This window comes from Vibrio tubiashii (assembly GCF_028551255.1).
GTDB lineage: Bacteria > Pseudomonadota > Gammaproteobacteria > Enterobacterales > Vibrionaceae > Vibrio > Vibrio tubiashii_B.
The window spans coordinates 1,744,284-1,770,942 of sequence record NZ_CP117029.1 but is presented as its reverse complement, the minus strand read 5'-3'; the positions used below and the strand labels follow the sequence as shown (position 1 = coordinate 1,770,942).

Genomic DNA, 26,659 nt, shown 5'->3' with positions numbered 1-26,659 from the left:
GGTTATGAATGCGAAAAGTCTAGCACCGTTTATGTTGGCTAGTACAACAGTAGTAATTGACATCAACGGTGAGATTAGAGAATTAGTGCCAGGAGAGGTGCCAGGACCTGGAGAAGTCATTGTCGTTTTGGGACAAGGGGCCACCGCCGCAACCGAGCCGCAGATAGAAGCTCAGCTTATAGGCGATGGAGGAGAGAACTTCGATCTTAACTTGGACAATGAAATAGCTTCGATCATCGAGCAGATTGAAGAAGGTGTCGACCCGACTCAAAATGAAGACTTTGCAACCGCCGCCGGTGGACAAAATGGTTCAAGCCCTACAGGGACCGGAGACATCGAGCGAACCGGAGCTGAAACACTAGCGGAAACTCAATTTGATACATCAGGCCTTGAGTCTCAAGGCCTTTCTGAAACGCAGAGCCTCTCTCTACTCGATCTAGTGGCTCAGGCAGTGTTTGTTGGAGATGATGCCGTTAGCGTATTTGAAACGGATGTTCCTTGGGTCATTACTGGTACGGTTGTCGCAACAGAAACAGATGTCCCGACATTTATTCCTCAAGGTGATGTCGCAGGTGACAATGGTGTCTTTTCTATTGATGCCGATGGTAATTGGACCTATGTAGCGAACAGTGCTTTTGATGAGCTTAATATCGGTGATTCGCTCGTTGACGTATTCCCTATTGAATCTACTGACGGCACAGTTGGCAGTGTTACAGTGACGATTAACGGTACCAATGATCTTCCTCAATTTGTCGCGACAGATGATTTTGTTCCAGGTGGCAGTGAAGGCGAAGAGCAGCTTTCTACCTTTGCGTTTGAAGATGGTGTTTACAGTTTTGATATACCGGAAAACACCGCGGCGGGAGTTGCCATTGGACAAGTAGCAGCGACTGACCCAGATAACGATGTTCTTATTTTCAGCATTTCGACAAATATTCAAAACGAAGGTGGAGAAGACCTATTTGCCATTGACCCAGATAGCGGGGTTATTACCCTGACAGCGGCAGGTGCTGAGTCTTTTGTGAATGATTTTGAAATTCTTGAAAACGTCCACAATATCGTCGTCACTGTTACTGAAGGGGACGGAATTGGTGAACCACAATCTGTCGATGTCGATGTGATATTTACCGAGCTCAATGAAGATGATAATGCACCAGTTTTCGAAGACACTGACGAGGGAGGAGCGTATAACTTCGAATACGATGAAAACTCAACCGATGACTATGTGATTGGTACAGTCAGCGCCTCCGACGCCGATGGCGAGAACGTTACCTACAGTATTAAAACTAATGTCTTTAATGAGGCTGAAGAGCCGTTGTTTGAGATTGATTCAGTCACCGGTGAAATCAGTTTAACCGCAGCTGGCGTTGCAGCGTTCACTAACGACTATGAGCTAGCCGAAAATGAACACAGTATTGTGGTTACGGCGACGGAGGATGACGGTCTAGGGCCAGTTAAAACTACGGATGTCACGGTTAATCTGGATGAGGTTAACCTTGATGATAACGCTCCGGTATTTGAAGGCACCGATGAAGGCGGTGAATACAACTTCGAATACGATGAAAACTCCACTGATGACTATGTAATAGGAACAGTCAGCGCGAGTGATGCGGATGGCGAAAACGTCACTTACAGCATTAAAACCAATGTGTTTAATGAGGCTGAAGAGCCGTTATTCGAAATCGATTCAGTCACCGGTGAAATCAGCTTAACAGCGGCTGGCGTTGCCGCGTTCACCAACGACTACGAACTAGCAGAAAATGAGCACAGAATTGTGGTTACGGCGACCGAAGATGAAGGCTTGGGTCCAGTCAAAACGACCGATGTCACGGTTAATCTGGATGAGGTTAACCTTGATGATAACGCACCTGTTTTCGAAGGTACCGATGAAGGCGGTCAATACAACTTCGAATACGATGAAAACTCAACTGATGACTATGTCATTGGTACAGTCAGCGCGAGTGATGCAGACGGTGAAAATGTCACTTACAGCATTAAAACCAATGTGTTTAATGATGCTGAAGAGCCACTTTTCGAAATTGATTCAGTCACTGGTGAGATCAGCTTAACTGCAGCTGGCGTTACAGCGTTTACTAACGACTACGAGTTAGCGGAAAACGAACACAGCATTGTGGTTACGGCGACCGAAGATGAAGGCTTAGGTCCGGTTAAAACTACCGATGTGACGGTTAATCTGGATGAAGTCAATCTGGATGATAACGCCCCTATATTCGAAGGCACCGATGAAGGCGGTGAATACAACTTTGAATATGATGAAAACTCAACCGATGACTATGTGATTGGCACCGTCAGCGCCTCTGATGCGGATGGTGAAAATGTCACTTATAGCATTAAAACTAACGTGTTTAATGATGCTGAAGAGCCGCTATTCGAAATCGATTCAGTCACTGGTGAGATCAGCTTAACCGCAGCAGGCGTTGCTGCGTTCACCAACGACTATGAGCTGGCAGAAAACGAACACAGCATAGTGGTTACGGCGACAGAAGACGAGGGCTTGGGTCCGGTTAAAACCACTGATGTGACGGTTAATCTGGATGAGGTTAACCTAGATGATAACGCTCCGGTATTTGAAGGTACCGATGAAGGCGGTGAATACAACTTCGAATACGATGAAAACTCAACCGATGACTATGTCATTGGTACAGTCAGTGCGACGGATGCGGATGGTGAGAATGTTACTTACAGCATTAAAACTAACGTGTTTAATGATGCTGAAGAGCCACTATTCGAAATCGATTCAGTTACTGGTGAAATCAGCTTGACTGCGGCCGGCGTTGCCGCGTTCACTAACGACTACGAGCTAGCCGAAAATGAACACAGTATTGTGGTTACGGCCACCGAAGATGAAGGCTTCGGTCCGGTTAAAACCACTGATGTGACGGTCAATCTGGATGATAACGCCCCAATATTTGAAGGCACCGATGAAGGTGGTGAGTATAACTTTGAATATAACGAAAACTCAACCGATGACTATGTGATTGGTACAGTCAGCGCCTCCGACGCCGATGGCGAAAATGTCACTTACAGCATTAAAACTAATGTGTTTAATGATGCTGAAGAGCCATTATTCGAGGTCGATTCAGCCTCGGGTGAAATCAGCTTAACTGCAGCAGGCGTCGCCGCATTCACTAACGACTACGAGCTAGCCGAAAATGAACACAGTATTGTGGTTACGGCGACCGAAGATGAAGGCTTGGGCCCAGTCAAAACCACCGATGTGACGGTTAATCTGGATGAAATCAACCTAGATGACAATGCACCAGTATTTGATCCAAACGACGGCGACCAGTATGCGTTCTCCTACTTTGAGAACAATACAGAAGACTATGTGATTGGTACTGTGTCTGCGACGGATGCTGATGGTGAGGAGGTCACTTACAGCATCAAAACGAATATCTTCAATGACAGCGACGAACCGCTATTCGAGATTCATCCAACCAACGGAAACATCAGCTTAACGGCAGCAGGGGTGTTGGCGTTTACCAACAATTTCGAAGCGTTAGCCAATGTACATACTCTTGTTGTAACCGCCACCGAAGTTGATGGTTTTGGGATTCAGAAATCAACAGATATAGATGTTGAATTGAGTGAACTCAATGTCAATGAACTTCCAGTCTCCGAAGACTTCGACGTTGATGCGGGTGATGCGATCTTTGTGCCTATTATCTTCGACTCTGATGATGAGGACCTCGATCATATCTCTGATGAAGATGATGATTTTAATGGCGTAGAACTTAATGTCATGATCACCTCGCTTCCTCAGTACGGTACTTTGCTTTATACCGATGATTTTGGTGAGACTCGTGTACTGACTGAAGCAGACCTCCATGTTTGGGGAGATGCAATTGATCCCGCTAAGTTGTTTGACCCTGATAACTTTACTTATGTACCAGGCCCCGGTGACCCATTTGAGATTGGTTACAGTGGTGATCCAGACGACATAGTGTTAGATGATGATGGTTTCTACAATTGGGGTGAATGGGTAAGCGATACCGAGCGACTTATTACATTGGATAACGGCAATACGATAGGAATTTCGATAACTGACAACAACGACAAACCATTAAAACAATACACTGGAGATAAGCCACATGTTGGTTGGGGTATTGGTGATACCGATGGTAACGGGATGAACAAGAAAGAAACTTTGATTGTTGATCTTAGCGACAACCCACTTGATGTGGTGACATTCGGCTTAGATGGTATGGGAGGTTCTTTTAATACCAACAGTAACGTTTATGTTGAGGTGACCTATACCTTTGCAGACGGTACAACCCATGTAGAACAGTACCAGAAAGATGAAGGTGATGTCGGTAATCAGCAAATTCTATACGATTTCAGCTACTCATCACCTGATAATCCAATTGTACAGATGGAATTGAGTTCAACCGGAGGCAACTGGGAGCTGAGATACCTATCTGGTACCCAAGATATTACCGAAGACGTAACATTCGATTATGTCGCGGTCGACTCAGACCTAGCTATTAGTAATGAATCAACGGTTACCATTGATGTATCAGAATCACCAGAGTACGAGGTGTTGTCTGCGGCTGAAGGGGATGATTTGGATGCTGACTTAGGTAATCAAGTCATGTTAGGTGATGAAAACGACAACGTGTTTGTCTGGTTAGACTCTACTTTGGATAATGGTACCGATGTTGTTGACAACTTTGATTTAGGCAGCGACTTGATAGACTTGAGAGGCATTTTAGAAGAAGACGATAATGTCTTAGTCGGTGACTTAATTGACTCTATTAGTGCTGAAGTCGATGGCGATGACATCGTAATGACAGTGACTGATGAAGGTAGAGAGCAAACCATCATTCTTGAAGGAGTGACCAACGCATTTGAAGATGCAGGACTCGTTGAAAACAACTCAATAACCAGTGAGTTAGAAATGTTAACTCAAGTGCTCAAAACAGATGCAGCGTAATCATTTTGGCTTATAAGACCAACCAATCGGTTGGTCTTTTTTTGATAATTAGGTCATTATTTTAATCGGATCGTGAAAACTTATTGCCAGATGATTTCAATTTATGATAATTTTCGCCGCAATCTCGGAGAGGAGTCTCAATAAGGACATTCTGGGGGATACGCGTGATGACATTCGGGCTGAGTGAACATCACGTAGGGTAGGTATCGGCAAGTCCTTTTGTCGATAGACGGGATACTAATGTCGTTAAGCGGCATGTGAATGGGAAACCCAACATTGAACTCACATAATAAAACTACATTAATCAGCTTAGTTCTTCCTCAATGCCCTGTTTTACAGGACAGTTGCATTACTGAACCTTGATCTAATTTCTCGATATGTAATCCATCCATGATGGATCGTTTTCTCGTATGCGCTTTTTAAATAATTCGCGCTACGGCTTGCTATACCCTCAGTTTAGAATTTGTTCTTACGAGGGGAAAGAATTACATTTCAAGGGATTAAATCATGAGCACAGCCTTTGAAGTCGATAACACAGTGATGAACACTGCTATCGCAACTCCATTTTCAACTCAGATTCCAGTTTTGGAAGGAACCTACGATCTAACTCCAGATCAGATCCTACTAGACCAAGAGCAACATGAATCTGAAGTTCGCTCTTATCCACGACGTTTGCCTATTGCCATCAAACAGGCTTACGGTGCGCTTGTTGAAGACACTCGTGGTCAGTTATTTTTAGACTGTCTTGCTGGAGCAGGTACTCTGGCGCTGGGATACAACCACCCAGAAATCAATCAAGCGCTAAAAGCTCAGCTAGACAGTGGCTTACCGTACCAAACGCTTGATATCGCGACCCAAGCAAAAACGCACTTCATCAAAACTGTAAAAGAGTTTTTGCCACAAGAGTTGGCCGACGATTGTGTCATTCAGTTTTGTGGGCCTTCTGGTGCAGACGCCGTTGAAGCCGCGATTAAGCTCGCAAAGCAAACTACAGGTAGAAACACCATGTTTGCTTTCCGTGGCGCATACCACGGTATGACAAACGGCACCATGGGCATGATGGGTAATCTAGGGACTAAGGCACGTCGAACTGGCCTAATGTCTGACGTTCACTTTATGCCGTTCCCATATAACTTGCGCTGCCCATTTGGTTTAGGCGGTGACGAGGGTGCCAAAGCAAGCATTCGCTATATTGAACGTCTATTGCACGATGACGAAGCGGGTATCATGAAACCAGCTGCTATCGTTGTTGAACCTGTGCAAGGTGAAGGTGGGGTTGTTCCAGCTCCGGCTTTCTGGTTGAAAGAACTTCGTCGTATCTGTGATGAGCATGGGATCTTACTGATTTTTGATGAGATTCAATGTGGTGTCGGCAAATCAGGCTATAACTTCGCATTCGAAGAAGCAGGCATTGTTCCCGATATTCTATGTCTGTCGAAAGCGATTGGTGGCGGTATGCCAATGTCTTTGCTGGTGATTAACAAGCAGCACGACACATGGAAACCGGGCGAGCATACAGGCACATTCCGTGGTAACCAGTTAGCGATGGTCTCTGGTGCCAAAGCGCTAGAAATTATCCAACGCGACAACTTAGTTGAGCACGCCAATATTGCTGGCCAGTACCTACGTCACGGTCTCGAAGCGATTCAGTCACGAGTAAACTGTATCGCGGAAGTACGTGGCAAGGGGTTGATGCTTGGTGTTGAAATTCGCAAGCCAGGTAATGAGCTTAATAAGTTTGGTGAGCCTGTCTCGGACGGTGAACTCACATTGAAAATCCAACGCGCTGCGTTAGAACGTGGTCTGATGGTTGAAAAAGGTGGACGTGATGGCTCCGTGATCCGTTTTCTTCCACCATTGATTATCTCTTTCGAGCAAATTGATTTTGCTCTGCGCGTGCTTGAAGAAGCGATTATTGTCGCGGGTGGTAGCCATCTTGATTCACAAGAGGGCAATGCTGCGTGGAAGCAACATTTCGTTCAAACAGGTAAGTCTGGCAGTGATGAATTCGCTAAAGCCATGAATCATACTACGGCGAAAATGAAAGCGGTGTTTGAGCAAATTGGTGCGCCATATTCTGGTTTAGAGCCTAAGCAGCTTGAGCAGGCAATCAAGGCTGTTGATCTCGATAATAAAAACGCTTCGTTGATCGACGTGATTGGTGAGACGGCAGACTTAGTTGCTAAGAATTCAATTATTGTACAGCACCCTGACTGTATTGCGCATCTTCACACACCACCATTGATGCCTTCGATTGTCGCTGAGGCGATGATTGCTGCGCTAAACCAATCAATGGACTCTTGGGATCAAGCATCGGCAGCTACTTACGTTGAACAGAAAGTGATTGACTGGATGTGCGAGAAGTATGAGTTAGGCATTCAAGCAGACGGTATCTTCACCAGTGGTGGAACCCAAAGTAACCTGATGGGCTTACTACTCGCACGCGATTGGATTGCCGATAAGCTTGATTCACATTCGATTCAAAAGTTAGGTCTACCAGAGTACGCGAGTAAGTTGCGTATCCTGTGCTCGAAGAAATCTCACTTTACTGTGCAAAAATCTGCGTCTTTGCTCGGCTTAGGTGAAAGCTCAGTTTGCTGTGTCGATGCCAATTCAAATGGAACCATCAAGGTTGATGCCTTAAAGGTTGAAATCGAGGCTTTGAAATCTCAGGGCCTAATACCTTTTGCTGTAGTAGGTACGGCGGGCACAACCGATCACGGTGCGATTGATGACTTAGCATCCATTGCTGATATCGCTGAGCAAAATGCATTGTGGTTCCACGTTGACAGTGCCTACGGCGGCGCTTTGATTCTAAGCAGCCATAAGTCGCGTTTAGCGGGTATTGAGCGTGCAGATTCAGTTAGCGTTGACTTCCATAAGTTGTTCTATCAAACAATCAGTTGTGGCGCGGTGCTGCTGAAAGACAAAGCGAACTTTAAGTACCTTCTTCATCATGCCGATTATCTCAATCGCGAACATGATGAACTGCCTAATTTAGTCGATAAGTCGATTGCAACGACCAAGCGTTTTGATGCACTAAAAGTCTTTATGACTATGCAAAGCGTAGGTCCAGAGACGTTGGGCAAAATGTATGACCATCTTCTTGAGCAGACACAACAGGTGGCAGATCTGATTGAAAGTGATTCGGCGTTTGAGTTACTCGCACAGCCTTCACTGTCGACTGTGCTGTTTAGAGTGTGTGACTCGCACACTAGCGATTTAGATGAATTGAATAAGACTCTAAGACTGCAGGCCCTGACTCGTGGCATTGCCGTACTTGGAGAAACAGTAGTGAATGAGAAGTCGGCGCTTAAATTTACTATTCTAAACCCTTGCTTGAAGATTTCTGACTTTGAGTCTTTATTAAACAAAATCAAAAATTTAGCTTCTGAGCTAGCGAAATAAAGGTAACGTAATACTATGGCTATTTTACAAATTGGTGCAGGTGGTGTCGGTTGGGTTGTAGCGCACAAAGCAGCGCAAAACAACGATGTACTAGGTGACATTACTATTGCGTCTCGCACAATCGGTAAATGTGAAAAGATCATCGAATCTATCCAGAAGAAAAACAACCTTAAAGACAGCTCGAAGAAACTTGAAGCTCGTGCCGTCAACGCGGATGATGTGGAAGCGTTAGTTGCTCTAATCAAAGAAGTGCAACCTGACCTAGTTATCAACGCGGGTCCTCCGTGGGTAAACATGGCGATTATGGAAGCGTGTTACCAAGCGAAGGTAAACTACCTAGATACCTCAGTGGCGGTTGACCTATGTTCTGAAGGTCAGCAGGTTCCTCAAGCTTACGATTGGCAGTGGGGTTACCGCGAGAAATTTGCTGAAGCGGGTATTACCGGTATTCTTGGCGCAGGTTTCGATCCGGGCGTAGTTTCTGTATTTGCTGCTTACGCAGTTAAGCATCTGTTCGATGAGATCGATACGATTGACGTAATGGACGTTAACGCAGGCGATCACGGTAAGAAGTTCGCAACCAACTTTGACCCAGAAACCAACATGCTGGAAATTCAGGGTGACTCTTTCTACTGGGAAAACGAAGAGTGGAAACAAGTCCCTTGTCACTCACGTATGCTTGAGTTTGACTTCCCTAACTGTGGTACGCACAAAGTTTACTCAATGGCGCACGATGAAGTTCGTTCAATGAAAGAGTTTATCCCAGCGAAACGTATCGAGTTTTGGATGGGCTTTGGCGATAAGTACCTAAACTACTTTAACTGTATGCGTGACATCGGTCTGCTTAGCCCAGATCCGCTAACACTGCATGATGGTACAGTTGTTCAACCTCTACACGTACTGAAGGCACTGCTTCCAGATCCAACGTCACTTGCTCCGGGTTACACTGGCTTAACTTGTATCGGTACTTGGGTACAAGGCAAGAAGGACGGCAAAGAGCGCAGCGTATTTATCTACAACAATGCTGACCACGAAGTGGCTTACGAAGATGTAGAACACCAAGCGATCTCTTACACTACGGGTGTTCCAGCTATTACGGCAGCGCTACAGTTCTTCCGTGGTGAGTGGGCGGATAAGGGTGTGTTCAACATGGAACAGCTAAACCCAGACCCCTTCCTAGAAACAATGCCAAGCATTGGTCTTGATTGGCATGTTCAAGAGCTTGAAGCGGGTCAAGGTCTGCCAGTCATTCACGAACTTAAAAAGTAACGACTGATTTTTTAGTTTGGTATCAAAGGGGGACAGTAGTGTTCCCTTTTTTAGGTATAGGAAGTGGGCATTAGTAATTTTAATTTTGTAACTCACTTCGTTCAGACAGGACAAAATTGAAAATTACCAATGCCAACCCATTTGGTTTTACTCTTTCACCTTTAGCTAGAGCTTGAGTACATATAAATGACATCGAATAAAGAACAACTCAAAACCCCTTACTTTATGATCAACGAAGATAAGTTGATTGAAAATCTAGAGAAAGCAAAACAGCTGAAAGAAATCTCTGGTGTGAAACTGGTGTTGGCACTCAAATGTTTCTCTACGTGGGGCGTGTTTGACATTATTAAGCCTTACTTAGATGGCACCACAAGCTCTGGTCCTTTTGAAGTCAAGCTTGGCCATGAAACGTTTGGCGGTGAAACGCACGCATACAGTGTGGGCTACAGTGAAGATGACGTACGTGAAGTGGCTGATATTTGTGACAAGATGATCTTTAACTCACAGTCTCAGCTTGCGGCCTACCGCCATATTGTTGAAGGTAAAGCATCCGTTGGTTTACGTTTGAATCCGGGTGTTAGCTATGCTGGTCAAGATCTGGCAAATCCAGCGCGTCAGTTCTCTCGATTAGGGGTGCAAGCGGATCACATCAACCCAGAAGTGTTCGATGACATTGACGGTGTGATGTTCCATATGAACTGCGAAAACAAAGATGTTGATGCGTTCATTGGTTTGCTTGACTCGATCTCTGAGCAGTTTGGTGAATACCTAGATAAGCTTGATTGGGTAAGCATGGGCGGTGGCGTGTTCTTTACGTGGCCGGGTTACGATATTGAGAAATTAGGCTTGGCGCTAAAAGCGTTTTCAGAAAAACACGCTGTACAGATGTACCTTGAGCCGGGCGAGGCCATCATTACCAAAACCACGGATCTTGTTGTGACAGTGGTTGATATAGTTGAGAACGTTAAGAAGACAGCGATTGTAGATTCAGCAACAGAGGCTCATCGCTTAGATACGTTAATCTATGATGAGCCAGCATCGATTCTTGAAGCGTCAGATAGCGGTGAGCATGAATATGTGATTGGCTCTTGCTCTTGCCTTGCCGGTGACCAATTCTGTGTGGCTAACTTTGACAAGCCGCTACAGATTGGTCAACGCCTCCACATCTTGGATAGTGCAGGTTATACCATGGTTAAGCTTAACTGGTTCAATGGTTTGCGTATGCCTTCAGTCTATTGTGAGAGAATTTCGGGAGAGGTTCAGAAGCTGAATGAATTTGATTATTCAGACTTTAAACGTTCACTTTCTCAATGGTCTGTGAACTAGACAAAAAAAAGAGAGCGATTCGTCGCTCTCTTTTTTATTAGACTCAATTTTAATTTTCTACCATGACTCTTGTGTCTTCACTTAAAGACTCAAGTTCATTAGCCACGTCGCCGATACTGATTTGTTTGGGTAGTCGAATCGACAGGCTGGCTGTAAATAGACTTGAACTGACACCACCTCCACCTGCAATGAATACTCTTTGGCAATCCATATCAAGGATACTAATGCCTTGCCCATCTAGAACATGGGTGATTTCGTTAACGATGCCCGCGCGATCATTGGAATCGAGTCTGAGTTGGTAAATAGTATCAACATCGTGCGCCAACTGATCCGAATCTGTAATTTGTACCAGTAAGTCAGGATGGGAAGTGAAGGCGTCTTTGACAAAGTGCTCGTTCGTACTAGGAAGCTCAACCTTAATCACCGCAGCAACTTGATCTTCGATGAAATTGACTTTGCTGATGAGCCATTTACCTCCATTTTCATGGGTGATAGCGGCAAGTTGTTTGATAGTGGCAGGCGTCGCTTTGCCAACGAAATTAACAATAAATGTGCTGTTCATATTGGGCCTCCAAACGCTGAGAAAGGCATGTGCTTTCAATACTTGTTAATAAGGAAAGCGATCTTAATACCTAACTTCAGTTTAGAATGCGCGTAAAGCTTGGGTTTGACCTGAGTCAAGTTTTACACCTAAATCCTTGTCACTGCTACGGATCTTTAACCGCGAGCACAAAAAAAGCGATGTAAAACATCGCTTTTTCAGTCAGACGTGGTGTGCTTTTAAAAGCTAACTTTCATCTCGACGCCGTAGAAAACGTTGTCATAGCTAGCACCTGCAGCCATAGCGAACTTAGCGGCATCTTGATTGCCGAACCAAGGTTTACTGCTGTATTGGAATTCTGCACTACCACCCCAAGCTCCGCTCACCCAACCGTGGATATGGCCGACTGGGTTTAGGAAGAACAGAGAGACATCGCCAACCGTTTCAGAGCCTAATACTTCACCACCAGATGCGACAATGTTTTGTTCTGCTTCAAACATCATCTCACCGACGACAGCACCAAAGAACGGGGTGATAAAGATGTCTTGCCAAGAAGGCACTTCTGCAAAGGCTTCGACACCGTATTCCCAGAAGAAGGTCGACATCGTCGCAGAGTATAAGAAAGACTCAAACTCGTTAAAGCCGGCATGGCGTGCTGCTGTGTAGTAAACACCACCAAAATATGGGTGCATGACATAGTTTAGGAAGTGCTCATCTCGATCCCATGTCGGGCCCGAAGTGACATTGTCTTTCCACTTGGAACCCAAATTACTGATATCACGATCTTCTTCATCCCATTTTGTGATTGACTCGGGAAGAAGCGTCATCAAGCCGACTGTGGCGACACTCAGTCCTAAAATCGTGTAGGTTTGCCCCATCAAATAATCCCAATCTTTGCCGTCGGAAACAGTGAGATATTTAGGTAACCCTGGACCTTCGAGTTTTAGGTCATTTTCTGTCAAACTGAGTGAAAACGGGTCTGACGATTGATATTGATAAGAATGATAGAAAAACGTGTCGGATTCAGCTTGATCTACAGTGTATGAAAACTCAATATGTTGATTAGAATCATATACATTGGCACTGGCCTGGGCAGAAGCTGACAAAACTAAAGCGGTGATGCTTTTTTTCAACACTGAGTACTCCATCGTTATTATTTTAATGATCAGGGTCACAAGTATCCAACAAAGTTGGCGTATTGGGAATCTGAAATTGTCCTAAATAAGAAACTTAGTTGTTTTTTGGCCTAATGCCATAATAAATATCAGTTAAACTCATAAAATATGTGACGTTTTCCCACTAAGGATAAAATAATGTTGAAAATCGCAATGCTGAGCACTGGGGAAGAAGTCCTCCACGGAGACATCGTTGATACGAATGCTGCGTGGTTATCACAAAGGTTTTTTGAACATGGCTTTAGCGTAACTAAACGTTCAACAGTTGGTGACGAGATGTCAGCTCTTGTCGCAGAGCTATTGATGCTTAGTTTTAATAGTGATGTTGTCGTGGTGAACGGTGGGCTAGGCCCAACAAGTGACGACTTGAGCGCTGAAGCTGTGGCTGTGGCTTCAGAGACTGAGCTTGTTCTGTATCCAGAATGGTTAGCAAGGCTAGAGACGTTTTTTACCTCTCGCGGGTTAGCTATGCCAGAAAGTAACCGTAAACAAGCCATGTTGCCAAAAGGTTCGGTTCTACTTGATAACCCAATTGGAACTGCTTGTGGCTTCAAAGTTCACTTTAATGACTGTGATTTCTATTTCACGCCGGGTGTACCTAGTGAGTTTAAGCTGATGGTCGAGCAACAAATTCTGCCCGATATGAAAGCCACTCATAGTGATGTAATAGGGCAAGAATGCAGTAAGCTCTATACCTTTGGCACTTCTGAGTCGGCGTTGTCAGATAAGCTCGACAAGGTAAAACTTCCTGATGGCTACACACTGGGTTACCGTTCGTACTTGCCTTACATCGAAGTGAAGTTGTTTGGCCCTAAGAATGATTTAGATAACCGAGTCAAACTGCTGCAGATTATCTTCAATCTGATTGAAAGCAATGTGGTGAGTGTTGATGAATCTATGCAGGATCATGTTGCCTACCTAATCCAAGAGCGCAAACAATCTATCGCGACGGCGGAACAATCGACATATGGTTCGTTATCACACTGGCTGCAATCAAAAGAGGTGGCAGCCGAATACTGTGGTCATGGCTGGGTGTTAGGCGAACGCGTTAATGTTGGTGATGAAAATGACGACCAACTTGCCGCCGCATTTGCCCTTGCTGGAGCAACGAAAGACAAATGCGCGACGGATATTGCCATAGTGACAGCTAAGGTCATTGATAAAACATTCTCAGTTGCACTCGCAGCACCAGAAGGGGAGTGGGGACAAACGCTAACTTTCAATCGCAACTATACCCGCGAAGAGCGTACTCTGGTGATCACAACCGTTGCGGCGGATATGCTACGCCGTTACCTCAACGCTAAACCTATGTTTGTCCAGTACAGTTCTTTAAGCAGAAACAAAGAAATGTTTGTACCACGCAGCGCAATAGAAGCATAATTATTCAACTAGGACAGTGAGCCAATTTTGTCAAATTGGTTCAGTCTACTGTTCTGTAATAAGTGAATGATCCTATTTCTTATTACTCATTCATACTCATATTATTTTTATATGCCAAATTCGAATATCGCTTAACTGGATGATTTTCAATAGAAGAGGATTTTGTCTTAGATTTGATACGTGCATTCGGCCAAATAACCTATAAAATGACAATTCAGGATTTCAATTGCTCAGGGAGGTTAGCATGTTTAATCAGTCCAAGATCCTTGTTTGGTATCAAGTGGCGAGCCAAAAAGTCTTTTTAGGTGAAGCACTTAATGGAAAGCATCAAGACGTTATCTCTTTGTGGCTAAAAGCGCCAGAAGACAAACCAAGTGGTGAGTGTTTGGGCTATCGACTTTCGTTATTTGATGATGATGGAAGGGAGATCGCAGATAAGCCTGTTTCTATGCTGACTGCGGATGAGTTTTTGTCTGGAGTGCGAGTTCAGATATAAGAACGGCCAGCATTAAGCTGGCCGTTGTCTATTTCGTGCATACTTATGCGCGTTTTTCTTTAAGCGAGTAATTGACACCTTCCACTTCAATGTCTGTTTTCGCCTTACAGATACACGGCAAAATTTCTTTTTCTTGCGTGTACGCCATTGCAAAACCAACGTATTCAACTTCACCTGAGACCAGTTTACAGCGGCAAGCGCCACAGTGCCCATCTCTACAGTTGTATTCAGGCTCTAACCCTGCATTCTCCATTGTTTCGAGAATGGTATTAGAAGGGTGAGACTGAACCGATGTAATAGCATTGATTTTGATATTAGGCATTACAGTTCGAAATCCTTGAAGTCGTCTGCACGTACGTCGCTGTCGATCTGACCAACTAGGTAAGATGAAATTTCTGCTTCCTGTGGCGCAACCTGCACGTTATCTGAAGACAACCATGCGTTAATCCAAGGAATTGGGTTAGAAGTCGCTTCTGGGTAAGCTGCGTCTAGGCCAACAGCTTGCATACGAATGTTCGTAATGTATTCAACGTATTGGCAAAGAATGTCTTTGTTCAGACCGATCATTGAGCCATCTTTGAATAGGTATTCTGCCCACTCTTTCTCTTGCTCAGCAGCATCTTTAAACAGCTCGAAACACTCTTGCTTACACTCTTCAGCGATTTGCATGAAAGAGAAGTCATCTTGACCGTTACGTAGCAGGTTAATCATGTGCTGTGTGCCGGTTAGGTGCAGCGCCTCATCACGAGCGATAAGCTTGATGATCTTAGCGTTACCTTCCATTAGCTCTCGTTCAGCAAAAGCAAACGAACACGCGAAACTTACGTAGAAACGAATCGCTTCTAGTGCGTTAACTGACATCAAACAAACGTAGAGCTTCTTCTTAAGGTCGTGAAGGGTAATCTTCACTTCTTCGCCGTTGATGTTATGAGTACCTTCACCGTAACGATGGTAATCATTAGTCAATTGAATCAGATCGTCGTAGTAGCGAGAAATATCTTCAGCACGCTTAAGGATATGCTCATTTTCAACGATGTCGTCAAACACTAGACCCGGATCATTCACGATGTTACGGATGATGTGTGTGTAAGAGCGTGAGTGAATCGTCTCTGAGAAAGACCAAGTTTCGATCCAAGTTTCTACTTCTGGTAGAGATACCAAGGGTAGTAGGGCAACGTTAGGGCTACGACCTTGGATAGAATCAAGTAGTGTTTGGTACTTAAGGTTTGAGATGAAGATGTGCTTTTCATGCTCTGGCAGCTTATTGTAATCGATGCGGTCGCTTGAAACGTCCACTTCTTCAGGACGCCAGAAGAAAGACAGTTGCTTCTCGATGAGCTTTTCGAAGATCTCAAACTTCTGTTGGTCGTAACGAGCAACGTTTACTGATTGACCTAAGAACATTGGTTCTTTTAGCTGGTCATTTTTGTTTCTGTTAAAAGTACTGTAAGCCATGGTGCCTCAATTCCTTTTAAGCCCCTCATGTCTGAGGGGCGAATAATTTGTTAAGCCTTGATAACCCTTTAGTCAGGATTATGGTTTAAATCTTACAACCGCCGCCTGCGCAATCGTCGTCTTGTGGTTGTACTGCGTCTTTCTGATCGTCGCTCGCGCCATCACGTGTGTTGTGGTAGTAAAGTGTCTTCACACCAAACTTATACGCAGTGAGCAGATCTTGAAGCAGTTTCTTCATTGGCACTTTGCCACTTTCAAAACGCGTTGGGTCGTAGTTAGTATTTGCTGAAATCGCTTGGTCGACAAATTTCTGCATGATACCCACTAGGTGCAGGTAACCATCGTTTGAACCGATGTTCCATAGCAGCTCGTAGTTGTCTTTGTACTCAAGGAAATCTGGCACAACTTGCTTCAGGATACCGTCTTTAGACGCCTTCACTGAAACATAACCACGTGGTGGCTCAATACCGTTGGTCGCGTTAGAGATCTGAGAAGATGTCTCAGATGGCATTAGCGCGGTTAGGGTAGAGTTACGTAGGCCGTGCGTCATGATTTCTTCACGTAGGCCATCCCAATCGTAGTGCAGTGGCTCGTCACAGATCTGGTCAACGGCTTTCTTGTAAGTGTCGACTGGCATTAAGCCTTTCGCGTAATTCGTTTCATGGAATAAAGGACACTTACCTTGCTCTTTCGCCAGCGCAACAGATGCTTTTAGCAAGTAGTACTGCATCGCTTCAAATGTGCGGTGCGTTAAACCGTTTGCACTGCCATCTGAATACTTCACGCCGTTTTTCGCTAGGTAGTAAGCGTAGTTGATCACACCAACACCAAGAGTACGGCGGTTCATCGTCGACTTGTACGCAGCTGGAAGCGGGTAGTCTTGGTAATCTAGTAGTGCGTCTAGTGCACGAACAACAAGATCTGACAGCTCTTCAAAGTCATCAAGAGACTTAATTGCACCAAGGTTGAACGCCGATAATGTACATAGAGCAATCTCACCTGAGTCATCTTCAACGTTAACTAGCGGCTTAGTCGGTAGTGCGATTTCCAAACATAGGTTAGATTGACGAACCGGTGCTACTTCTGAGTCGAATGGGCTGTGCGTATTACAGTGGTCAACGTTTTGAATGTAGATACGACCTGTAGAAGCGCGCTCTTGCATCAAGATAGAGAACATCTCGATAGCTTTAACGGTTTCTTTCTTAATTGAAGGATCGTTTTCGTACTTAACGTATAGACGCTCAAACTCGTCTTGGTTTTCAAAGAACGCATCGTACAGACCAGGTACATCTGATGGTGAGAACAGAGTAATGTTGCCACCTTCAACTAGACGCTGATACATCAAGCGGTTTAGCTGTACGCCGTAGTCCATATGGCGAACACGGTTCTCTTCAACACCACGGTTGTTCTTAAGAACCATCAGTGCTTGAGATTCACCATGCCATAGTGGGTAGAACACAGTCGCTGCACCGCCACGAACACCACCTTGAGAACAACATTTAACCGCTGTTTGGAAGTATTTGTAGAAAGGGATACAGCCCGTGTGGAATGCTTCACCACCACGGATCTCTGAACCTAGCGCACGGATACGACCCGCATTGATACCAATACCAGCGCGTTGAGAAACGTAACGAACAATAGAGCTTGCTGTCGCGTTGATTGAATCTAGGCTATCGCCACACTCAATAAGTACACATGAGCTGAATTGACGAGTAGGAGTACGTACGCCAGACATGATCGGCGTAGGTAGAGAAATTTTGAATGTCGATGTCGCATCGTAGAAGCGCTTGATGTAATCAAGACGTGTCTCTTTCGGGTATTTCGCGAATAGACAAGCAGAAACTAGGATGTAAAGGAACTGAGCACTTTCATAGATTTCACCGGATACACGGTTTTGAACAAAGTACTTACCTTCAAGCTGTTTTACGGCTGCATAAGAAAAATCGAGATCGCGCTTGTGATCGATGTAGGCATCTAGCTCATCAAGTTCTGCTTTGGTGTAGTCTTCCAGAATGTGCTGGTCGTATTTACCCATATCCACAAGGCGAGCAACGTGATCGTATAGCGTTGGTGGCTCATACTGGTCGTACGCTTTTTTACGTAGATGGAATACAGCCAAACGTGCCGCTAGATATTGGTAATCAGGCGTCTCTTCAGAAATCAAATCTGCTGCAGACTTGATGATGGTTTCATGGATATCAGACGTAGTGATACCGTCGTAGAACTGAATGTGAGCGCGTAGTTCTACTTGAGATACAGAGACGTTGTCTAGACCTTCGGCAGCCCAGGTGATAACGCGATGGATCTTTTCGAGATCAATACTTTCTTTGCGTCCGTCACGCTTAGTAACGGTAAGTTGTTGGTTCATTCTGCTTCATTTCCCTAACAAAACTGATAAAAGCCGTATTTTTGTGTAATTCTTGTAAAAATCGTTCCGGCTTTGTGATCAAAGTCTATCTATATATTGTAGTACAAACACAACATATAGGGGTGCATCGAGATGCGAGTTACAAGATAGTGCTATCCCCATGGCTTTTCAAGTTACAGATCTTGGATGACTTGTGGATAACTAACAAAATTAAAAAAAACAGTAAGTGACTACTAACCGATGAGGTTAGAGCGGGTAAGATTGTAATTAATTACCGTTTTTAGATCGGTTTAGAAGTAACCACAAACAAAAAAAAATTCCTTGATCTTTGGTCAAAGTTGTCTTCGATTTTTGCTTTGATTATTTTGGAATCAAACCGACAAAAATTGCTTCAATTGGCACTAAAAAAGGCGATGAGCATGTGCTATCGCCTTAATCTTGACCACTACATCTAGTATGTGACAAATGTTAAAATTTCTGAGTATGAACGATGTAATTTACATCAACATTTTGACCTAGCTTGTAGGTGTCTGTAAGAGGGTTGTAGTGCAGGCCAGTAATCCCGGTTTCGGTTAAGTCGGTTTGATCAACCATCTTAATCAGCTCAGCAGGGCGGATGAACTTATCGTGATCGTGAGTGCCTTCAGGGACAATCTTCAATAGCTTTTCTGCGCCGACAATCGCGAACAGATAAGACTTAAGGTTGCGGTTAAGTGTTGAAAAGAATACATGGCCGCCCGGTTTCACCAAGGCCGCACATGAACGAATCACTGATTGTGGGTCAGGGACGTGCTCAAGCATCTCCATACAGGTCACAACATCATACTTGCCTTGGTTTTCCGCAGCATGATCTTCAATTGTGCTCTGGATGTAGGTGAGCTTAGTACCGGTTTCTAAAGCGTGCAGTCTCGCCACTTCTAATGGTTCTTTACCCATATCAAGACCAGTAACAACCGCGCCTTCTTTGGCCATGCTTTCCGCTAGAATTCCGCCACCACAACCGACGTCTAAGACTTCTTTGCCAAACAAGCCATCACAATTGTCCAAAACATAGTTGAGGCGCAAAGGATTGATCTGATGCAAAGGCTTAAATTCACCTTCTAAATCCCACCAGCGTGAGGCCATATCCTCAAACTTCTTAATTTCGTTTGGATCGACGTTTTGTGATTGGGTCATAACAACTCTACTAATTTAACCGCTTCCTTGAATGACAGGCATTATACCTGTTAACCACATACACTCCATAGACGGGATCACTTTTCTCTACGGGTGGATAAAATATAACCATTTATCAGCAAGATATCAGATGAGTGTGCAAATTCTCGGCGTTTGATTCACAACCAAGCTCACAACCTGATAAAAGGAGAGGGAAAGTAATGCCGAACCACTGAAATGTATGTTATATTTTTGCACCTTAAGCGTATTGTACATACGATCTATAAATAGAGGGATAATGGCTCTATGAGCGATCTAGCGAAAGAGATCACGCCCGTAAACATTGAAGATGAGCTTCGAGGTTCATACCTAGACTACGCGATGTCAGTAATCGTGGGTCGTGCTCTTCCAGATGTGCGTGATGGCCTAAAGCCTGTACACCGCCGCGTTTTGTTCGCGATGAATGTACTAGGTAATGATTGGAATAAACCATATAAAAAATCTGCCCGTGTTGTTGGCGACGTAATCGGTAAATATCACCCACACGGTGATAGCGCTGTGTACGATACAATCGTACGTATGGCTCAGCCGTTCTCACTTCGTTACATGCTGGTCGACGGTCAAGGTAACTTCGGTTCGATCGATGGTGACTCAGCGGCAGCAATGCGTTACACCGAAGTTCGCATGGCAAAAATTGCCCACGAACTTTTGGCTGACCTAGATAAAGAAACAGTAGACTACGTGCCTAACTACGACGGCACTGAGCAGATCCCTGCTGTTCTACCTACAAAAATTCCTAACCTATTGGTAAACGGTGCTTCTGGTATCGCAGTAGGTATGGCAACCAACATTCCTCCGCATAACCTGACAGAGGTAATTGATGGCTGTCTTGCGTACATCAATAATGAAGCGATCACTATTGATGAGCTAATGGACTACATTCCTGGTCCAGACTTCCCAACAGCAGCGCTAATCAGTGGCCGTAAAGGTATCGTCGATGCTTATAAGACGGGCCGCGGTAAGATTTACATGCGCTCGAAAGCGGATATCGAAACAGACAAGAATGGTAAAGAAACCATTATTGTTACCGAAATCCCTTATCAGGTTAACAAAGCACGCTTGATCGAAAAGATCGCTGAGCTAGTTAAAGATAAAAAAGTTGAAGGCATCAGTGCACTACGCGATGAGTCAGATAAAGACGGTATGCGTATTGTTATCGAATGTAAGCGTGATGCGGTTGGCGAAGTGGTTCTAAACAACCTTTACGCACAAACTCAGCTTCAAACCACATTCGGCATCAACATGGTGGCACTGAACAACGGCCAGCCACAGCTATTCAACTTGAAAGATATGTTGAAGTGCTTTGTTGATCACCGCCGTGAAGTGGTAACTCGCCGTACTATTTTCGAACTACGTAAAGCGCGTGAGCGTGCACATATTCTTGAAGCACTCTCTCTTGCACTAGCAAACATTGATGAAGTTATTGAACTGATCAAAAACGCGCCAACACCAGCAGAAGCGAAAGTGGGCTTGGTTTCACGTGGTTGGGATCTTGGTAACGTTGCTTCAATGCTTGAGCGTGCGGGTACTGATGCTGCTCGTCCTGAATGGCTAGAAGAGCAGTATGGTATCCATGACGGTCAGTACTTCCTGACTGAAACTCAAGCGCAAGCTATTCTAGAGCTTCGTCTACACCGCCTAACGGGTCTAGAGCATGAGAAGATTCTAGACGAGTACAAAGCACTTCTAGATGAGATCGCTGAGCTAATGCACATTCTTGCAAGCACTGAGCGTTTGATGGAAGTAATTCGTGAAGAACTAGAAGCGGTACGTGATGGCTTCGGTGACGCACGTCGTACAGAGATTACAGCGGCAAGCCACGACATCGACATGGAAGAGCTGATTGCTCGTGAAGATGTTGTTGTTACGCTATCTCACGAAGGTTACGTTAAGTACCAAATTCTAAGTGACTACGAAGCTCAGCGTCGTGGTGGTAAAGGTAAGAGCGCAACTAAGATGAAAGATGAAGACTACATCGAACGTCTTCTAGTGGCGAATACCCACGACAACATCTTATGTTTCTCTACTCGTGGTAAGACTTACCGTCTGAAAGTTTACCAACTACCGCAAGCAAGCCGTACCGCTCGTGGTAAGCCAATTGTTAACATTCTTCCACTAGAAGAAGGTGAGCGTATTACTGCTATTCTACCTGTTGATGAGTTCTCTGAAGATAAGTTCATCTTCATGGCGACAGGCGATGGTACCGTTAAGAAAACGCCACTGAACCAATTTGCTAACGTACGTGCTAACGGTCTAATTGCTGTGAACCTACGTGACGATGACTCGCTAATTGGTGTCGACATCACTAATGGTGACAGTGACATCATGCTGTTCTCGAAAGCGGGTAAAGTCGTTCGCTTTGCAGAAGACAAAGTACGTGCAATGGGTCGTACCGCAGCAGGTGTACGCGGTATGAAGCTAGCCGAAGATGATCAAGTAGTTTCACTGATTGTTCCTTCAAATGAAGGTGACATCCTAACAGTGACGCAAAATGGTTACGGTAAGCGTACTGAGCTTGCAGAATACCCAACTAAAGGTCGTGCGACTCAAGGCGTTGTGTCTATCAAAGTGTCTGAGCGAAATGGCCCTGTAGTTGGTGCGGTACAAGTAGAAGAAGGCGACGAGATGATGATGATCACCGACGCTGGTACTCTAGTTCGCACACGCGTTGCTGAAGTAAGCCAAGTAGGCCGAAATACGCAAGGTGTCACGCTAATCCGTACTGCTGAAGACGAAAACGTTGTGGGTCTACAGCGTATCGATGAGGTAGAAGAAGCGGAACTTGCTGAAGGTGAAGAAGCAGTCGAGGGCGAAGTAGTTCAAGCAGCGGAATCATCAGAAGCACCAAGCGAAAGCGATGATACTGAAGAGTAATTCAGTTATTTGAACATCAAAATGCCAGACTCAGTGTCTGGCTTTTTTTTGCCCTTATCACTCCATATTTTCATTTCTTCGAGTGACTTCAAGTGTTGAGCATCAAAAAGCTCATTGCCTAAACCGGTCTGAGACTTAAGACATGCTTCATGGGTAGATTGTATTGAAACATATCTTGGAGGTGTTTATGGGTTACGACACACCTATGGCGATTTCCAACTATCTCGCCGTTTTAATCGCAATCATCGTGATATATCCATTCGCACTGGTAGCTGTGAACATTGCTATTTACTCTCCAGTCCGACGAAAGAAAGTCACCAAATGGTTCAACATTATCTGCGCACTCTTTGCCGCGATAGTGTTTGGGCTGCATATGCAAACTGAAGTGATATACGGAAAAGAGTTACTCGATAAGTACTATCGAGACAACCCGCAGGCACAGTTAGAGCTAGATAAATCTGAAGCTAATAACGACCACGCGACGACTCTCTGACGCCAAGAAAATAACGATATTACAGATAGTTAGTGTAAGTTAATAACTCGATAATATTGCGTGCAAATAGAAGAATTTGGCTATAAAATTCGCAACCTCTGTCTGTTCCACAACCAATATTTAATTTATGAACTTATCACTAAAGCAAAAACTTATAGGTGCGAGCCTATTAGCAGTAGTGCTAATGGCGAGCGCGTTAACATGGCTATCCGCCGATCAACTTGAGCAGCAAACGCAAAATGGTGTTTATGCGCGTGCAGAAAGTCTCGCTACGACGGCGTCTACTGGCATCAAAGACTGGATCAATATTCGTAAAGATATTGCTTCTGCGTTTAATGACTACAGCAATGAAGTCGACGTTGTACCTTACCTACAACAAGCGAGAAAAGCAGGTGGCTTTGATGACATCTTCTTAGGTACGCCAGAAGGGGGGATGTACCGTTCGCACCCAGAGCGCAACCGAGCGGATTACGACCCACGTGTTCGCCCTTGGTATATCGATGCCAATAATGCAGGCCGTCAGATTATCACTACGGCATACAAAGATGCGATTACGAATGCCTTGTTAGTGACGATTGCTGAACCAATTCGCCGTAACGGTCAGTTCGTAGGTGTGGTTGGCGCTGATGTATTGATTGATCAACTAATCAACGATGTGATCAACTTAGATGCGGGTAAAAATGCCTACGCGATGTTGATTGATACTCAGAATGGCACTTTCTTAGCGCACCCAGATAAATCTCTTTCTCTTAAACCTGTCACCACACTTTCAAAAGAGTTCACTCTACGTGCTATCGAAGAGGCTGCAAATGCAGGTTCAATCAAGCTGATTGAACGTAATGGTCAAGAGAAGCTCTATTTCTTTACTAAGGTTCCAGATACTCAGTGGATCTTTGCTATTGAGATGGATCGCGCAACAGAAGAAGCGGCGCACACTGAGCTGCTACAAAGTCTAATCATTACGGCAATCGTGATTACTTTAATCGTTATAGTGGTGGTTTCTTGGTTAGTGAGCTTCTTATTCCAAGACTTAGTTCGTGTTTCCAATGCACTTGAGGAAATTGCTTCGGGTGAAGGTGATCTTACCCAGCGCCTTGAACCACGTAGCGATGATGAAGTGGGGCAGCTTGCAACTAACTTCAATACCTTCGTTGGTAATATGCACACTATGGTTTCTAAGCTAAGCCTGGTATCTGCATCGCTGTCAGAGCAATCTAAGCAAACAGCGCAACAAGCAGAAGAGCGCAGCGCTCGTATTCGCCTGCAACAAGATGAGATCAACATGGTCGCAACAGCGATCAATGAAATGGCGGCTGCAACGCAAGAAATTGCAGGTAATGCTGACAATACAGCTCAGAATTCTTCGGAAGCGGTAACTGCCTGTGTTCACGGCGGTGAGCAGGTCGTTCAGACTCAAGGCTCGATTCAAAACTTAGCAACGGAAGTTCAGGTAGCGACAGAAGTGATCCAAGAGCTTGAAGTTCATGGCAAGAGCATCAGCACTATTCTTTCTACGATTCAAGATATTGCAGAGCAAACTAACTTACTTGCGCTTAACGCTGCTATTGAAGCTGCGCGTGCAGGTGAGCAAGGTCGTGGTTTCGCTGTGGTTGCCGATGAAGTTCGTGTTCTAAGTCAACGTACCCACGCTTCAACCCAAGAAATTCAGCAGATGATTGAAACGTTGCAGGGCACAACAGGTAAAGCTGTCGGCATCATGGGTGATAGCCGTCAGTTGGCCGATACTAGTGTGGCGGACGCTGATTCAGCCGCAGTTAGCCTGACTCAAATTCAAACAGCGGTAGAGCGTATTAGCGATATGGCGACTCAAATTGCCTCTGCTGCTGAAGAGCAAGCGTCAGTCACTTCTGAAATCACGCGTAACACCGTTGGTATTCGTGATGTTTCGAATGAGCTTGCCGATGAAGCGCACGACGCTGCAGCACAAGCCGCACAGTTGTCTGAGCTATCTCACGAACTAGAGCAAGAGATTCAGCGATTTAAACTGTAATCCAATGACTCTTAAAGCCCCGAAAGCTCGGGGCTTTTTCTTGACTATTAATTTCCAAAATGGACATCAGTCATCAACGTAATCTCAATAGTGGACATGGAGGATATTGGTTAGAATCCTTATAAATAATAAGGAAAATAACTATGTCTGATATTAACAACGCATTTCAGCAACGTGTAAACAATATCGTTACCGATGCTAAGCTCTCTCCAAAACAGAAAAACCAATTCTTAGCCCTAGAAGCGGAAGCCAGTCTTCCCTATATGAAGGTTTCTGAAGGTGTTTCAAAAGCGATGGAAGAGGGCGTAATTTGTGACATGTTTGAAGGCCATGCCCCTTTCAAACCTCGCTATGTTTTACCTGACTATGGGAAATTCCTTAAGCAAGGCTCAGATTACCTAGAGCTAGAACCCGCGACTGATTTTGATGATGCACTGAATCTACTGACGATCATCTACCACCATGTTCCTTCTGTAACGAATATTCCTGTCTATCTTGGTCAGCTTGATGATGTCTTGCTGCCCTATGTAGGAACCTTAAGTGAAGCGGAAATTTACACCAAGCTGAAACGTTTTTGGATCATGCTCGATAGAACGCTGCCTGATGCCTTTATGCATGTGAATATTGGTCCTACCGACAATGTTATTTGCCGAACCATATTGCGAGTCGACGCTGAGTTAAAGCAGATCGCTCCTAATTTAACCTTTATGTACGACGCGAACGTTACTCCAGACGATCTACTCAAACAAGCGACGACCAATATCTGCGAATGTAGCAAACCTCATATTGCTAATTATCCGATGCATGCGGCCGCTTATGGTGAAAACAAGTTTGGCATTGTTAGTTGCTACAATTCTCTGCCTCTTGCTGGTGGTTCGAATACCTTAGTTCGCATGAACTTAAAACAAGTCGCATTGCGTGCCAAAGATAGAACAGATTTTCTAGATTACGTTTTGCCATCTTATAGTGAGCTAATGATCGAGCTTATGGATGCGCGCAGCAGTCACCTGCATGAGAAATCGAATTTCTTCAAAGGTTTCTTAACCACTGAGGGTTTGGTTGAAGAGAATCGATTTGCACCCATGTATGGCATTTATGGTATGGCTGAAGCGGTCAATATCTTGCTTGATAAAGAAGGCATCGATGAGCAATACGGTCATAGCCATCAGGCAAATCGACTCGCACTGGCAATATCAGAAAAACTGGCTCACCTTGTCGATAGTAGCCCAGTGAAATACGGCTTAGAGGGCAAGGCGCTGCTTCACGCTCAAGGTGGGATTAGCTTAGATGAAGATGTGACGCCAGGCGTTCGTATCCCTTATGGCACAGAACCTGATCCTGTGTCTTATGTTCAAGCAACTGCTGAGCAACACAAATATTACACCTCTGGCATTAGTGATATTTTGACCATAGATGAAACGGTAAAATCCAACCCTGAGGCGATGTTCAACTTGTGCAAGGGGGCATTGAGGCAAGGCTTTAGGGAGTTTACCGCGAACGTTGCATCTAATGATTTAGTCCGTGTCACGGGTTACATGATTAAGCTTTCTGATATCAACAAGTTTGCCGAGGAAGGCTCACGTAAAAACACCACTTTCTTGGGAGCTGAGGCGGCCAAGAACACTGGAATACTAGACCGTTCACCTCGCGTGGTAAGCATGGAAACAGAGCCAGTATACAAGTAGTAGGGCATA

The 26,659-nt window shown here is 44.7% G+C and carries 16 protein-coding genes; 10 read left to right on the top strand and 6 right to left on the bottom strand.

Annotation, left to right across the window (positions count from 1 at the left end; all coding sequences use genetic code 11):
* The first annotated feature begins 4 nt into the window (after window positions 1–4).
* From LYZ37_RS08110 to nspC, 4 genes are all read left to right on the top strand, one after another.
* The gene (locus LYZ37_RS08110) at window positions 5–4,954 is read left to right on the top strand and encodes a cadherin domain-containing protein (RefSeq protein WP_272785109.1); all 4,950 of its coding nucleotides are present in this window, start codon (window positions 5–7) and stop codon (window positions 4,952–4,954) included.
* Between the two features lie 507 nt (window positions 4,955–5,461).
* On the top strand, window positions 5,462–8,362 hold the full coding sequence (locus tag LYZ37_RS08105) for a pyridoxal phosphate-dependent class III aminotransferase (RefSeq protein WP_272785108.1): 2,901 nt from the start codon (window positions 5,462–5,464) through the stop codon (window positions 8,360–8,362).
* A gap of 15 nt (window positions 8,363–8,377) precedes the next feature.
* Entirely contained in the window at window positions 8,378–9,631 is a 1,254-nt protein-coding gene (locus LYZ37_RS08100; RefSeq protein ID WP_004748715.1) for a carboxynorspermidine synthase, read from the top strand.
* Window positions 9,632–9,817: 186 nt separating this feature from the next.
* The gene (gene nspC / locus LYZ37_RS08095; RefSeq protein ID WP_272785107.1) at window positions 9,818–10,957 is read left to right on the top strand and encodes a carboxynorspermidine decarboxylase; all 1,140 of its coding nucleotides are present in this window, start codon (window positions 9,818–9,820) and stop codon (window positions 10,955–10,957) included.
* A gap of 49 nt (window positions 10,958–11,006) precedes the next feature.
* Here nspC and LYZ37_RS08090 read toward each other — a convergent pair whose 3' ends face one another.
* Together LYZ37_RS08090 and LYZ37_RS08085 are read right to left on the bottom strand one after the other, a co-directional pair.
* The gene (locus LYZ37_RS08090; RefSeq protein ID WP_171324575.1) at window positions 11,007–11,519 is read right to left on the bottom strand and encodes a glycine cleavage system protein R; all 513 of its coding nucleotides are present in this window, start codon (window positions 11,517–11,519) and stop codon (window positions 11,007–11,009) included.
* Between the two features lie 218 nt (window positions 11,520–11,737).
* On the bottom strand, window positions 11,738–12,634 hold the full coding sequence (locus tag LYZ37_RS08085) for a DUF3943 domain-containing protein (RefSeq protein ID WP_272785106.1): 897 nt from the start codon (window positions 12,632–12,634) through the stop codon (window positions 11,738–11,740).
* Between the two features lie 177 nt (window positions 12,635–12,811).
* Here LYZ37_RS08085 and LYZ37_RS08080 point away from each other — a divergent pair, with 177 nt between their 5' ends.
* Together LYZ37_RS08080 and LYZ37_RS08075 are read left to right on the top strand one after the other, a co-directional pair.
* A complete protein-coding gene (locus tag LYZ37_RS08080) occupies window positions 12,812–14,053 on the top strand; it encodes a CinA family nicotinamide mononucleotide deamidase-related protein (RefSeq protein WP_272785105.1) in 1,242 nt (413 codons plus the stop codon).
* 244 nt (window positions 14,054–14,297) lie between these two features.
* Window positions 14,298–14,549, top strand: coding sequence for a hypothetical protein (locus LYZ37_RS08075; protein ID WP_272785104.1), 252 nt, complete (start codon window positions 14,298–14,300; stop codon window positions 14,547–14,549).
* 43 nt (window positions 14,550–14,592) lie between these two features.
* Here the strand turns inward: LYZ37_RS08075 and yfaE are convergent, their stop codons facing one another.
* The 4 genes from yfaE to ubiG all read right to left on the bottom strand — a co-directional run bounded on the left by yfaE (window position 14,593) and on the right by ubiG (window position 19,548).
* Window positions 14,593–14,871: a class I ribonucleotide reductase maintenance protein YfaE gene (gene yfaE, locus LYZ37_RS08070; RefSeq protein WP_004748709.1), complete on the bottom strand. Its 279-nt coding sequence runs from the start codon at window positions 14,869–14,871 to the stop codon at window positions 14,593–14,595.
* A complete protein-coding gene (nrdB, locus tag LYZ37_RS08065) occupies window positions 14,871–16,004 on the bottom strand; it encodes a class Ia ribonucleoside-diphosphate reductase subunit beta (RefSeq protein WP_272785103.1) in 1,134 nt (377 codons plus the stop codon). The genes yfaE and nrdB overlap by 1 nt, the downstream gene beginning before the upstream one ends.
* 85 nt (window positions 16,005–16,089) lie before the next feature.
* On the bottom strand, window positions 16,090–18,372 hold the full coding sequence (gene nrdA, locus LYZ37_RS08060; protein ID WP_272785102.1) for a class 1a ribonucleoside-diphosphate reductase subunit alpha: 2,283 nt from the start codon (window positions 18,370–18,372) through the stop codon (window positions 16,090–16,092).
* Between the two features lie 468 nt (window positions 18,373–18,840).
* Window positions 18,841–19,548: a bifunctional 2-polyprenyl-6-hydroxyphenol methylase/3-demethylubiquinol 3-O-methyltransferase UbiG gene (ubiG, locus tag LYZ37_RS08055; protein WP_272785101.1), complete on the bottom strand. Its 708-nt coding sequence runs from the start codon at window positions 19,546–19,548 to the stop codon at window positions 18,841–18,843.
* Between the two features lie 285 nt (window positions 19,549–19,833).
* Between ubiG and gyrA the strand changes: the two genes are divergently transcribed.
* The 4 genes from gyrA to LYZ37_RS08035 all read left to right on the top strand — a co-directional run bounded on the left by gyrA (window position 19,834) and on the right by LYZ37_RS08035 (window position 26,650).
* Entirely contained in the window at window positions 19,834–22,461 is a 2,628-nt protein-coding gene (gyrA, locus tag LYZ37_RS08050; protein ID WP_272785100.1) for a DNA topoisomerase (ATP-hydrolyzing) subunit A, read from the top strand.
* A gap of 187 nt (window positions 22,462–22,648) precedes the next feature.
* On the top strand, window positions 22,649–22,954 hold the full coding sequence (locus LYZ37_RS08045) for a hypothetical protein (protein WP_272785099.1): 306 nt from the start codon (window positions 22,649–22,651) through the stop codon (window positions 22,952–22,954).
* Between the two features lie 127 nt (window positions 22,955–23,081).
* On the top strand, window positions 23,082–24,965 hold the full coding sequence (locus tag LYZ37_RS08040; RefSeq protein ID WP_272785098.1) for a methyl-accepting chemotaxis protein: 1,884 nt from the start codon (window positions 23,082–23,084) through the stop codon (window positions 24,963–24,965).
* Window positions 24,966–25,108: 143 nt separating this feature from the next.
* A complete protein-coding gene (locus LYZ37_RS08035; RefSeq protein ID WP_272785097.1) occupies window positions 25,109–26,650 on the top strand; it encodes a YjjI family glycine radical enzyme in 1,542 nt (513 codons plus the stop codon).
* The last annotated feature ends 9 nt before the right edge of the window (window positions 26,651–26,659 follow it).